This window comes from Klebsiella sp. I138 (assembly GCF_051131765.1).
Lineage (GTDB): Bacteria > Pseudomonadota > Gammaproteobacteria > Enterobacterales > Enterobacteriaceae > Klebsiella.
On record NZ_CP180447.1, the window covers coordinates 4602656 to 4614712 of the forward strand.

At 54.0% G+C, this 12057-nt stretch carries 16 protein-coding genes; 11 read left to right on the plus strand and 5 right to left on the minus strand.

The features are described 5' to 3' along the window. Positions 1–15: 15 nt before the first annotated feature. The 4 genes from ACMYSK_RS21415 to ACMYSK_RS21430 form a co-directional block, all read right to left on the minus strand. Complete coding sequence (locus ACMYSK_RS21415; protein WP_004868412.1) at positions 16–234, minus strand: YheU family protein; 219 nt, start codon at positions 232–234, stop codon at positions 16–18. Continuing rightward, complete coding sequence (locus tag ACMYSK_RS21420) at positions 231–1190, minus strand: hydrolase (RefSeq protein WP_434644271.1); 960 nt, start codon at positions 1188–1190, stop codon at positions 231–233. Before ACMYSK_RS21420 ends, ACMYSK_RS21415 begins: the two co-directional genes overlap by 4 nt. 270 nt (positions 1191–1460) lie before the next feature. Continuing rightward, on the minus strand, positions 1461–1913 hold the full coding sequence (locus ACMYSK_RS21425) for a nuclear transport factor 2 family protein (protein ID WP_434638439.1): 453 nt from the start codon (positions 1911–1913) through the stop codon (positions 1461–1463). Positions 1914–2023: 110 nt separating this feature from the next. Continuing rightward, positions 2024–3928: an ABC transporter ATP-binding protein gene (locus ACMYSK_RS21430; RefSeq protein ID WP_434638440.1), complete on the minus strand. Its 1905-nt coding sequence runs from the start codon at positions 3926–3928 to the stop codon at positions 2024–2026. A gap of 173 nt (positions 3929–4101) precedes the next feature. On the opposite strand from ACMYSK_RS21430, the gene kefG reads away from it, so the two are divergent. From kefG to slyD, 4 genes are all read left to right on the plus strand, one after another. After that, the gene (kefG, locus tag ACMYSK_RS21435) at positions 4102–4665 is read left to right on the plus strand and encodes a glutathione-regulated potassium-efflux system ancillary protein KefG (RefSeq protein WP_434638441.1); all 564 of its coding nucleotides are present in this window, start codon (positions 4102–4104) and stop codon (positions 4663–4665) included. Further along, a complete protein-coding gene (gene kefB, locus ACMYSK_RS21440) occupies positions 4652–6457 on the plus strand; it encodes a glutathione-regulated potassium-efflux system protein KefB (RefSeq protein WP_434638442.1) in 1806 nt (601 codons plus the stop codon). The genes kefG and kefB overlap by 14 nt, the downstream gene beginning before the upstream one ends. A gap of 13 nt (positions 6458–6470) precedes the next feature. Continuing rightward, positions 6471–6671 (plus strand): YheV family putative zinc ribbon protein, encoded by a 201-nt coding sequence (locus ACMYSK_RS21445; RefSeq protein WP_013364433.1) that lies wholly within the window; start codon positions 6471–6473, stop codon positions 6669–6671. Positions 6672–6765: 94 nt separating this feature from the next. Then, positions 6766–7350: a peptidylprolyl isomerase gene (gene slyD / locus ACMYSK_RS21450; RefSeq protein ID WP_131049118.1), complete on the plus strand. Its 585-nt coding sequence runs from the start codon at positions 6766–6768 to the stop codon at positions 7348–7350. A 186-nt stretch (positions 7351–7536) separates the two neighbouring features. On the opposite strand, the gene ACMYSK_RS21455 is transcribed toward slyD, so the two are convergent. After that, a complete protein-coding gene (locus ACMYSK_RS21455) occupies positions 7537–7755 on the minus strand; it encodes a protein SlyX (RefSeq protein WP_004868395.1) in 219 nt (72 codons plus the stop codon). A 222-nt stretch (positions 7756–7977) separates the two neighbouring features. On the opposite strand from ACMYSK_RS21455, the gene fkpA reads away from it, so the two are divergent. The 7 genes from fkpA to rpsG all read left to right on the plus strand — a co-directional run bounded on the left by fkpA (position 7978) and on the right by rpsG (position 11991). Next, positions 7978–8808, plus strand: a complete 831-nt coding sequence (gene fkpA / locus ACMYSK_RS21460; RefSeq protein ID WP_434638443.1) for an FKBP-type peptidyl-prolyl cis-trans isomerase — start codon at positions 7978–7980, stop codon at positions 8806–8808. Between the two features lie 355 nt (positions 8809–9163). Further along, positions 9164–9886, plus strand: a complete 723-nt coding sequence (locus ACMYSK_RS21465) for a helix-turn-helix transcriptional regulator (RefSeq protein ID WP_004868391.1) — start codon at positions 9164–9166, stop codon at positions 9884–9886. Further along, positions 9886–10272 (plus strand): sulfurtransferase complex subunit TusD, encoded by a 387-nt coding sequence (tusD, locus tag ACMYSK_RS21470; protein ID WP_434638444.1) that lies wholly within the window; start codon positions 9886–9888, stop codon positions 10270–10272. The genes ACMYSK_RS21465 and tusD overlap by 1 nt, the downstream gene beginning before the upstream one ends. Next, positions 10272–10631 (plus strand): sulfurtransferase complex subunit TusC, encoded by a 360-nt coding sequence (gene tusC, locus ACMYSK_RS21475; RefSeq protein WP_434638445.1) that lies wholly within the window; start codon positions 10272–10274, stop codon positions 10629–10631. The genes tusD and tusC overlap by 1 nt, the downstream gene beginning before the upstream one ends. Before the next feature lie 7 nt (positions 10632–10638). Next, complete coding sequence (gene tusB / locus ACMYSK_RS21480) at positions 10639–10926, plus strand: sulfurtransferase complex subunit TusB (protein ID WP_434638446.1); 288 nt, start codon at positions 10639–10641, stop codon at positions 10924–10926. A gap of 124 nt (positions 10927–11050) precedes the next feature. Continuing rightward, a complete protein-coding gene (gene rpsL, locus ACMYSK_RS21485) occupies positions 11051–11425 on the plus strand; it encodes a 30S ribosomal protein S12 (protein WP_002920115.1) in 375 nt (124 codons plus the stop codon). 95 nt (positions 11426–11520) lie between these two features. Next, positions 11521–11991: a 30S ribosomal protein S7 gene (gene rpsG / locus ACMYSK_RS21490; RefSeq protein WP_004106370.1), complete on the plus strand. Its 471-nt coding sequence runs from the start codon at positions 11521–11523 to the stop codon at positions 11989–11991. Positions 11992–12057 lie beyond the last annotated feature (66 nt).

Below are 12057 nucleotides of genomic sequence, written 5' to 3' on the forward strand. Positions count from 1 at the left end.
TGGTGTGGCGCCGCCTTAGCCGTGAAACTGCTTGCGGGGCATGATGTTGACCGTCTCGTGTAGTTCTGACCACACCAGCACGGCTTCTCCGCTTTTCAATTGTTGTTTGACGTCGGCGACTTTATCCGCCAGCGAGCGTTCATGTTCACCATAATCTGTGCCTTCGCGCAACACAAAGCTTTCGATCAGATTATCCAGCGTTTCGGGATCCAGATCGTGCCAGGGAATAATCATTTTTGTGCTCCCAACCAACGGGTTAACCAGTCCGGGATGCGTCTTTCCAGCCACATTTCCGGCTTGCGCAGCGTACCACCGACGAACCCGACGTGCCCGCCATGTTCCGTCAACTGATACTCGACGTTTGCCGGCAGCTGAGCCTGCGGCGGGATCGAGTGGTGATCCATAAAAGGATCGTCCTTCGCATGGATAATCAGCGTCGGTTTGGTAATGTCGCTGAGTCGTGGCATTGCGCTGCACTGACGATAGTAGTCCAGCGCATCCGCAAACCCGTGGATTCTGGCGGTGATCATATCGTCAAATTCGCGGATGCGGCGCATGCCTTTGAGCTGGCGTAAATCAACCGGTAGCGAGCCGGGATAGGCTTTGAGCTTACGGGCAGCGTTGGCTTTTAACAGGTTGAGCAAATAACGCTGATAGACCCGGGAAAAACCCTTATCCATATGAGAACTGCAGGCTTCGAGCATAAACGGGGCTGAGACGATGACCGCCGCATCGAGCGGGACGCTATCGCCTTCTTTCGCCAACAGGCAGCCCAGCATATTTCCGCCCAGGGAATAGCCGACGGCGGCGGTCGGTACCGCACCCCATTCGCGCTGTAGCCAGTGCAGGAACCAGCTGCCATCTTCGGTTTCGCCCGAGTGGTAGATGCGATTGTTCCGGTTAGGTTCGCCGCTACAGCCGCGAAAATGCATTACCACACCCAGCCAGCCGCGCTGCATGGCTGCGTGAATAAGGCCGTGAGCATACGGGCTGTGCAGACTGCCTTCCAGCCCGTGGAACACAACCAGTCGCGGTTTGTGCGGTGCCTCGGCGGGATTTTCGCTCCACGCGAGATCGACAAAATCACCGTCCGGCAGTTCAAGGCGCTGCCAGTACGGCGTGAAGCCCAGTTTACGGCGGATCAGGCGCGGCAGCATGGTTTGCAGATGACGATTACCCACGCCGCGCATTGGGTGGAACTCGCGCGAGTCGTCTTCGGGGGGCGTCATTTCTGTGGGGGTGATTTCAACCATAGCACCAGAGCAGTTAATCATCTTATAAAACAGTATACCGCGCATGAAGTGCGCAGGTTATCCAATATGTGGTCTTGCGGCCTGCGCTATAGGTTACACGAAATTGAGGGGCGGTGATGAATGCTAGCTGGATTAAGAAAGCGTGCCGACCGGAAACCCCGAGAGGAGAAACAGCCACCGCACGGAGCAGGTGGCTGCGCCACCGGCTTAAAACATGCTGTTGCCGCTGGCGGTTTTTTCCGGAACTGTCTGGATAACGTCCCAGTGCTCTACGATCTTGTTCTGCGCGTCGAGGCGGAAAATATCGATTATCGCGCGGGTGATGCCCGGCTCGCGGCCGGTGGAAGCAACGTGCAGAACAACATAGTCACCGTCGACAATCACGCGTTTTATTTCGCTGTGAGAATCGGGGAATTTGTCTTTCAGAAAAGTGATGAACTGACGAAAGCCCTCCGGCCCATCCTTTGCTCCCGGGTTATGTTGGATATACTCCTTTCCGAGATAGGGTTTTGCAGCGTCAAAGTCTTTGTCATTCAGCGCTTTATTATAAAAGGCGATGACGTTTTCTTTGTTCTTTAATTCGCTCTCAGTGTAGGCAGCAAAGGCGGTATGGGTCAGGGCGCAAAGCAGTGAGAGAGAAATAAGCGTTTTTTTTACCATGGCAATGCCTCTTCGCAGATGAGTGTTGCTGTTTTAGCAGGGGCATATAACGGCGCGATCCCATAGCCCGACGCCGCTGCGTTTATGCCCCTGCCTTAGCATAACCGGCTTTAGCCTTCTTGCATCATCTGTTCCAACTGCTCCTGCGCCTCAAGCCAGGCCATCTCGCACTCTTCCAGGCCCGATTTCGCATTGGCCTGCTGTTGCAGGCAGGCGGTCAGCTCGGCTTTACGGGAGTTGTCATACAGCTCGCTGTCGCCGAGTTTCTCTTCCGCCTGGGCAAGCTGAGCGTTGAGCTTATCCATCTCTTTTTCGAGGCGGGTAATTTCTTTACGCAGCGGCTGCGTGAGCGTCCGCAGCTCAGCTTCCCGCCGTTTCTGGTCTTTGCGAGCCTGCGCGCTGTTGCCGTTATCTTTGGCGACGTCAGACGACTGACTCTCCTGCTTCTGCGAGTCGCTTAGCCACTGCTGATAATCTTCCAGGTCGCCATCGAACTGCTCGACCTTACCGTCATGCACCAGATAAAGATCGTCGGTGGTGGAGCGGATCAGGTGGCGATCGTGCGAGACCACGACCAACGCGCCTTCGAAATCAATCAGCGCTTCGGTCAGCGCCTGGCGCATATCGAGATCGAGGTGGTTCGTTGGTTCATCGAGCAGCAGAAGGTTAGGGCGTTGCCAGACGATTAACGCCAGCACCAGACGTGCTTTTTCGCCACCGGAGAAACGCTGCGTCTCTTCGTTGACCTTGTCGCTCTGGAAGCCAAACCCACCGAGATAATCGCGCAGCTTTTGCTCCAGCTCCTGAGGTGCCAGGCGAGCCAGGTGCTGAAGAGGGGATTCGTCAGCGCGCAGGAACTCCAGCTGATGCTGGGCAAAGTAGCCAAGCTTAATGCCTTTCGCGAGGCCAATCTCGCCGTGCAGCGGCTGAAGTTCACCGGCCAGTAGCTTAATCAACGTTGATTTACCGGCGCCGTTACGCCCTAACAGGCCAATACGCGAACCGGGCACCAGGTTGAGCTTGATGGAGTCCAGAATAATTCGTTCGCCGTAGCCGGCGCTGACTTTTTCCATTTTCAGCAGCGGGTTTGGCAGGCTCTCCGGGGCGCGGAAGCTAAAGTGGAACGGGTTATCGACGTGAGCCGGGGCGATAAGCTCCATGCGCTCCAGCATCTTAATACGGCTTTGCGCCTGCTTGGCCTTGGTCGCCTTGGCGCGGAAGCGATCGATATAGCTTTGCAGATGGGCGACGCGCAGCTGCTGGCTCTCATACATTGACTGCTGCTGCGACAGGCGGGTGGCACGCTGCACTTCAAACGAGCTGTAGTTACCGGTGTATTCGTACATCGTTTGCTGTTCGATATGAATAATTTTATCGACGATCGGGTCCAGAAAGTCGCGATCGTGCGAGATCAGAATCAGCGTGCCGGTATAGCCTTTGAGCCATTTTTCCAGCCAGATAACCGCGTCGAGATCGAGGTGGTTGGTCGGCTCATCGAGCAGCAGCAGATCGGAACGGCAAATCAGCGCCTGCGCGAGGTTCAGGCGCATACGCCAGCCGCCGGAAAAGTCGCTGACCGGGCTCTCAAGCTGCTCATTACTGAACCCCAGACCGTGCAACAGGCTGGCAGCGCGTGAACGAATGGTCCAGGCATCGATAGCATCCAGTTTACCGTGCACCGTCGCAATGGCGTGGCCGTCATTAAGCTCGTTGGCCCGATTTAAATCGGCTTCGAGCTGGCGATATTCGCGATCGCCGTCAATAACATAATCAATGGCTGGCTGCGGTAAGGCAGGGGTTTCCTGATTAACCCACGCCAGCTGCCAGTTGCCCGGAAAGGTCATACTGCCGCCGTCGGCGCTAATCTCGTTTTTCAAAAGCGATAGCAGCGTGGACTTGCCGCAGCCGTTTTTGCCCACCAGACCGACCTTCTGGCCAGGATTGATGGTAGCGGTGGCGTTGTCCAGGAGGACCCGTACGCCGCGACGAATTTGTAACGAGGAGAAAACAATCATAAGGCGCCGTATGTTCTGACTATGTTAGTTTGTCATTATGATAATGTAATGTGGCAGCAAGTTGCTCCACCGGGCCGCAATGGTAGCCCAAAACGAAGACGATACACAAAGTCATTCTGGTTGCGTCGAGACGCAGCCGTTGTACAGGCCACCAGAAGATGTTCGGGAGGGGAATGATGTCTCAGACAGCGAAGGTTTTGCTGCTGTATGCCCACCCAGAATCCCAGGATTCCGTGGCCAACCGGGTTTTACTTGAACCGGCTTTACAGTTGCCTAATGTCACCGTGCATGACCTCTATGCGCACTACCCTGATTTTTTTATTGATATTGCCCATGAGCAGGATCTCCTGCGCCAGCATGAGGTGATTGTTTTCCAGCATCCGCTCTATACGTGGAGCTGCCCGGCGTTGCTCAAGGAGTGGCTGGACAGAGTCCTGACCCGCGGCTTCGCCAGCGGTGCCGGAGGGAATCAGCTCGCGGGAAAGTACTGGCGTAGCGTGATTACCACCGGCGAGCCGGAGAGCGCCTACCGACGCGATGCCAATCGCTATCCGATGAACGATATTCTGCGCCCATTTGAACTGACCGCCGGCATGTGCCGGATGCACTGGATGAGCCCGATTATCGTCTACTGGGCTCGCCGACAATCGCCTGCTGATTTGAAAAGTCACGCACGCGCCTATCGTGACTGGCTGGCTAATCCCATTGCGGCAGGAGGCACAAATGGAGGGATCTGATCTGCTTCTAGCGGGGGTCTTATTTCTGTTTTCTGCGGTGGTCGCGGTGCCGTTGGCCGCCCGGCTTGGGATCGGTGCGGTATTAGGCTATCTGCTGGCCGGCATTGCGATTGGCCCCTGGGGGCTGGGATTTATTAGCGATGTCGATGAAATTTTGCACTTCTCTGAACTGGGCGTGGTGTTCCTGATGTTTATCATCGGGCTGGAACTGAACCCGGCTAAGCTCTGGCGCCTGAGAAGCTCTATTTTTGGCGTGGGAGCGGCACAGGTGATGCTCAGCGCGGGCATTCTCGGAGGCCTGCTGATCCTTACGGGGTTCACCTGGCAGGCGGCGGTTGTCGGCGGTATTGGCCTGGCAATGTCCTCCACGGCGATGGCCCTACAACTGATGCGTGAGAAGGGCATGAGCCGCAGTGAGTCCGGACAGCTGGGCTTTTCCGTGCTGTTGTTTCAGGACCTGGCTGTTATCCCCGCCCTGGCCCTGGTGCCGCTGCTGGCCGGTTCCGGCGATGATCATTTTAACTGGGTGACGGTCGGACTAAAGGTTCTGGCCTTCGGTGGAATGCTAATTGGCGGCCGGTATCTGCTCCGCCCGGTTTTTCGGTTTATTGCCGGTTCCGGCGTACGTGAAGTGTTTACCGCCGCGACGCTGCTGCTGGTGCTGGGGTCAGCCCTGTTTATGGATGCGCTCGGTTTGTCGATGGCACTCGGTACCTTTATTGCCGGAGTGCTGCTGGCTGAAAGCGAATATCGCCACGAGCTGGAGATTGCCATCGAGCCGTTTAAAGGGCTGTTGCTCGGGTTATTCTTTATTTCCGTGGGTATGGCGTTGAATCTGGGTGTGCTTTACACCCATTTATTGTGGGTAGCGGCAAGCGTTGCTGTGCTGGTGGCGGTGAAAAGTCTCGTGCTGTACGGTCTGGCGCGGGTATACGGTTTACGTAGCTCGGAGCGGATGCAGTTTGCGGGTGTGCTGAGCCAGGGTGGGGAGTTTGCCTTTGTGCTGTTCTCCATGCCGGCCTCGCTACGACTGTTCGAAAACGACCAGATGGCGCTACTGCTGGTGACGGTTACGCTGTCGATGATGACCACTCCGCTGTTAATGACGCTTATCGATAATGTTCTCTCCCGGCGCTTTAACCAGCCGGAAGAAGAAGATGAAGCACCGTGGGTTGAGGACGATAAACCGCAGGTCATTATCGTCGGCTTCGGCCGCTTCGGCCAGGTAATTGGCCGCTTGCTGATGGCTAATAAAATGCGAATTACCGTGCTGGAACGTGATATTAGTGCGGTTAACCTGATGCGCAAATATGGCTACAAAGTCTACTTTGGCGATGCAACGCAACTGGAGCTACTGCGCTCGGCGGGAGCAGAAGATGCGCAGTCGATTGTTATCACCTGCAACGAGCCGGAAGATACCATGAAGCTGGTGGAGATGTGCCAGCAGCATTTTCCGCACCTGAATATTCTGGCGCGCGCCCGGGGCCGCGTTGAGGCGCATGAATTGCTGCAGGCCGGCGTGAAGCAGTTCTCACGTGAAACGTTTTCGAGCGCGCTGGAGCTGGGTCGCAAGGCGCTGATTACCGTAGGCATGCATCCACATCAGGCACAGCGTGCGCAGCTGCACTTCCGTCGTCTGGATATGCGAATGCTGCGTGAGTTAATGCCCGTGAATACGGATACGCTGCAGATATCTCGCGTACGGGAGGCTCGCCGGGAACTGGAAGAGATTTTCCAGCGCGAGATGCAGAAAGAGAGCAGGCAGCTTGACGGCTGGGATGAGTTTGAATAAGAGGCAAATGATGATGGCAGTGCGTAAACGTTTTATTGCCGGCGCAAAATGTCCGGCGTGCCAGGCGCAGGATTCCCTGGCGATGTGGCGTGAGAATAATGTCGATATTGTTGAGTGTGTTAAGTGTGGCCACCAGATGCGAGAGGCGGATAAAGAGGCGCGAGAGCACGTCCGCAAAGACGAACAGGTGATTGGCATTTTTCATCCGGACTAGCGTTATCTGTCGCCTTTTTTTAAGCTAGAGGGTACACGGCTGCAGAATTCCGCTACAATCTGCGCCACTATTCTTCCCATGCTCAGGAGATATCATGAAAGTAGCAAAAGACCTGGTGGTCAGCCTGGCCTATCAGGTACGTACAGAAGACGGTGTGTTGGTTGATGAGTCTCCGGTAAGCGCGCCGCTGGACTACCTGCATGGTCACGGTTCCCTGATTTCCGGCCTGGAAAATGCGCTGGATGGTCATGAAGTAGGCGACAAATTTGACGTAGAAGTCGGCGCGAACGATGCGTACGGCCAGTACGACGAAAACCTGGTTCAGCGTGTTCCTAAAGACGTCTTCATGGGCGTTGATGAACTGCAGGTTGGCATGCGTTTCCTGGCAGAAACCGACCAGGGTCCGGTGCCGGTTGAAATTACCGAAGTTGATGACGAGCACGTCGTGGTTGATGGTAACCATATGCTGGCTGGCCAGAACCTGAAGTTCAACGTTGAAGTTGTTGCGATTCGCGAAGCAACTGCAGAAGAGCTGGAGCACGGTCACGTGCACGGCGCACACGGCCACGAACATGACCACGATCATGAAGGTTGCTGTGGCGGCCACGGCCACGACCATGACCACGGTCATGAACATGGCAAAGGCGGTTGTGGTAACGGCGGTTGCGGTTGTCACTAATACCCGTCGTCTTTCAAGCCGCAGGCGCGTTGGCTTAGCTTTCATACCCCGGTGACATAGTTTTCTATGCTCCCGGGAATTATCAAGCTGGCCGCCTTCCTGCGACTCGAAATTCTTAGGGTATGTGATCCGGTAGACGCAGTGTTACCGGATATAGTCAGCGGGGAAACCCGCTTTTTTTACGCCTCAATAATGCGGAGGGGGCGTTTCTTCAGCCTGCGATGCAATGTGCGATGATTGGGTGGCTTTCAGCTTTTCAACCATCAAGCGCATATGTTCACGCATCTTCGCCATTTCGATCTCATGGGCGGTGACGGTCTTGTTGAGGTCTTCAATGGTGATTTCCTGAAACGCCAGTCGGCTTTCCAGCTCCGCCAGGCGAGTCTCCAGTGTACTGTCGTGCATGAGTAACCTCTTCTGTCTTATCTCGCGAGCGGATTCTACGCAACTTTCATCCTCCGCGCAGCAATGTCGCGTAAGACAGGAAACTTATTTATACAAAAATAGTCTGAAAACTGGCGATATTCAGGAAGGTCTGTATGTAGATTTGCTCTGCAACGTTCTATAGTACCTTTTTTGCTTTTTACGATAACCCTGGGGTGAGATGCCCCGGCCCTGGAGAAATGGATGAAATCACTGTTTAAAGTAACGCTGCTGGCGACCACGATGGCTGTCGCCCTGAATGCACCGCTGACCTTTGCGGCTGATACTGCTGCGAAGACGGCACCTGCAACGGATAGCAAAGCGGCATTTAAAAATGACGATCAAAAATCTGCTTATGCGCTAGGTGCTTCACTGGGGCGTTACATGGAAAACTCCCTGAAAGAACAAGAAAAACTGGGTATCAAGCTGGATAAAGATCAGCTGATTGCCGGTGTTCAGGACGCTTTTGCTAATAAAAGCAAACTGTCCGATCAAGAAATCGAACAGACTCTGCAAACCTTCGAAACTCGCGTGAAAACCGCTGCTCAGCAGAAAATGGAAAAAGACGCGACTGAGAACGATGCTAAAGGTAAAGCATACCGTGACACCTTCGCGAAAGAGAAGGGCGTAAAAACCTCTAAATCTGGCCTGCTGTACAAGGTTGAGAAAGAAGGGACCGGCGATGCACCGAAAGACAGCGATACTGTTGTCGTGAACTACAAAGGTACGCTGATTGACGGTAAAGAGTTCGATAACTCCTACACCCGCGGTGAACCGCTCTCCTTCCGTCTGGACGGCGTTATCCCGGGCTGGACTGAAGGCCTGAAAAATATCAAGAAAGGCGGCAAAATCCAGCTGGTCATCCCACCGGATCTGGCTTATGGCAAAACTGGCGTACCGGGTATTCCGGCTAACTCCACGCTGGTCTTCGACGTAGAGCTGCTGGATATCAAACCGGCACCGAAAGCCGATGCCAAGCCTGAAGCTGCGGCTGATGCCAAAGCTGATGCACAAAGCGCAGACGCTAAGAAGTAATCTGGTTTGAGCCGCCGCCGTTAAAGGCGGCGGCTTTTTTATTTGGGGCAGATATAATTAAAACTGGAAAGTGCCTCAAGCGCTGTATTACTTTAGTTAGCTTAATAATGATGATGAGCCTGCCCTGACAAGCTACACCTCATCCTTCAAGCTGCCTCTGTATTGGCTGCATCCGCTTATTCCGGTAGCTACCGGAGTCAGCCCTGAGACGCGATAAGAGATCTGTTTCCTCTTACCGCGCCAGCTTACGGCTGGTCAAATTCGTCCTGACGAATGTCTCAGCCATGCACCACAATGCACCTTGAACGGTTTCGTGTAAAAAATGACAGGCTCCTGAAAAGGAGTGCTTTTTTTCATGTCCAGGTCGCTTTTAACCAACGAAACCAGTGAGCTTGACCTGCTGGATCAACGTCCTTTCGACCAGACCGACTTCGATATCCTCAAATCCTATGAAGCGGTGGTGGACGGGTTAGCGATGCTCATTGGTTCCCATTGTGAGATCGTGCTGCATTCTTTACAGGATCTGAAATGCTCCGCCATCCGCATCGCCAACGGTGAACATACTGGTCGCCAGATTGGCTCGCCGATTACCGATCTCGCGTTGCGTATGCTGCATGATATGACAGGGGCCGATAGCAGCGTTTCCAAATGCTACTTTACGCGGGCCAAAAGCGGCGTCCTGATGAAATCCGTCACGATAGCCATCCGCAACCGCGAACATCGGGTCATCGGCCTGCTGTGCATCAACATGAACCTTGATGTGCCGTTTTCCCAGATCATGAGCACCTTTATTCCGCCGGAAACGCCGGAGGTGAACTCTCAGGTTAACTTTGCCTCATCGGTTGATGATTTGGTCGCTCAAACGCTTGAATTTACCATTGAAGAAGTTAATGCCGATCGCAATGTTTCTAACAACGCGAAAAATCGCCAGATTGTCCTGAACCTCTACGAGAAAGGCATCTTTGATATCAAAGATGCTATTAACCAGGTTGCCGATCGGCTGAATATCTCCAAACACACGGTCTACCTCTACATTCGTCAGTTTAAGAGCGGCGATTTCCAGGGGCTGGATAAGTAATGCGTTTTGCCATTACGGTGACGGGGCCTGCCTATGGAACACAGCAGGCCAGCAGCGCCTGGCAGTTTGCCCAGGCAGTTTTGCAAGAAGGTCACGAGCTGGCTTGTGTCTTCTTCTATCGTGAAGGCGTCTACAACGCAAACCAGTTAACGGCTCCTGCCAGTGATGAGTTTGACCTTGTACGCGCGTGGCAGAAGTTGCATGACGATCATGCCGTCGCGTTGCACATCTGCGTTGCGGCAGCCCTGCGTCGTGGAGTTACCGACGAGCGGGAAGCACAGCAATTGGGGTTACCCGGCCATAATCTGCAGCCCGGTTTTACCCTGAGCGGTCTGGGTGCGCTGGCTGAAGCGTCATTAACCTGCGATCGGATGGTGCAGTTCTGATGAAACGCGTTGCCTTTGTTTTTTCTTCTGCTCCCCACGGCTCTGCCTCTGGTAGAGAAGGCCTGGATGCGCTGCTGGCGACTTCAGCGTTGACCGATGACCTCGGCGTTTTCTTTGTCGGCGATGGCGTCTTTCAGCTGTTACCTGGCCAACAGCCGTCGGCGGTGCTTGCCCGTGACTACATCGCGACCTTCAGGCTCTTACCGCTTTACGATATTGACGCGTGTTGGATTTGCGCCGCTTCCGCCCGCGAACGAGGTCTGAATGCTGACATCCCGTGGGTGGTGGACGTCGGGTGGCTGGAGCCTGATGCGCTGTGCGCCCGGCTTGATGATTTCAATGTGATTTTGCGTTTCTGAGGACTGAATGCTCCACACACTCAGCACATCCCCGTGGCATACCGATCTTCGCGCAATGCTGCGCCTGGTAAAGGATGGTGACGATCTCCTGCTGCTTTCTGATGGCGTGCTTGCCGCCGTCGCCGGCGGGTCGTTCCTTGAAATCCTGCAGTCTGCCCCCATAACCATTCATGCTCTGCAAGACGATATCGATGCCCGTGGGCTGGCTGGTCAAATTGCGGACAGTGTCGTCAGGGTTGGCTATACTGATTTCGTCAGAATGTCGCTCAAACATCCTGGACAGTTGTCCTGGTAATGGCGGGATCGTTGTATATTTCTTGACACCTTTTCGGCACCGCCCTAGAATTCTGCGTCCTCATATTATATGAGGCGATTTATTACATGTTTACGAAGCAAAAGCTAAAACCAGGAGCTATTTAATGGCAACAATTAACCAGCTGGTACGCAAACCACGCGCACGCAAAGTTGCAAAGAGCAACGTGCCTGCACTGGAAGCCTGCCCGCAGAAACGTGGCGTATGTACTCGTGTATATACTACCACTCCTAAAAAACCGAACTCCGCACTGCGTAAAGTTTGCCGTGTTCGTCTGACTAACGGTTTCGAAGTCACCTCCTACATCGGTGGTGAAGGTCACAACCTGCAGGAACACTCCGTGATCCTGATCCGTGGCGGTCGTGTTAAAGACCTTCCGGGTGTTCGTTATCACACCGTTCGTGGTGCGCTTGACTGCTCTGGTGTTAAAGACCGTAAGCAAGCTCGCTCCAAGTATGGCGTGAAGCGTCCTAAGGCTTAATGGTTCTCCGTTAAGTAAGGCCAAACGTTTTAAATTAATGTCAAAATAAACTCTTTGAGTTTTGGACAATCCTGAATTAACAACGGAGTATTTCCATGCCACGTCGTCGCGTTATTGGTCAGCGTAAAATCCTTCCAGATCCTAAGTTCGGATCAGAACTGCTGGCAAAATTTGTAAATATCCTGATGGTAGACGGTAAAAAATCTACTGCAGAAGCAATCGTATACAGCGCGCTGGAGACCCTGGCTCAGCGCTCTGGTAAAAATGAACTGGAAGCGTTCGAAGTCGCTCTGGACAACGTCCGTCCGACCGTCGAAGTTAAGTCCCGCCGCGTAGGTGGTTCTACTTACCAGGTTCCAGTTGAAGTCCGTCCGGTTCGTCGTAATGCCCTGGCAATGCGTTGGATCGTAGAAGCTGCTCGTAAACGTGGTGATAAATCCATGGCTCTGCGTCTGGCGAACGAACTTTCTGATGCTGCAGACAACAAAGGTACTGCAGTTAAGAAACGTGAAGACGTTCACCGCATGGCAGAAGCCAACAAGGCGTTCGCTCACTACCGTTGGTAATCCCTTCGGAGTCATAGTCACCAGGCGGGCGCTTCAGGTAAGTGGCCCGTACTGGATAACTTAACT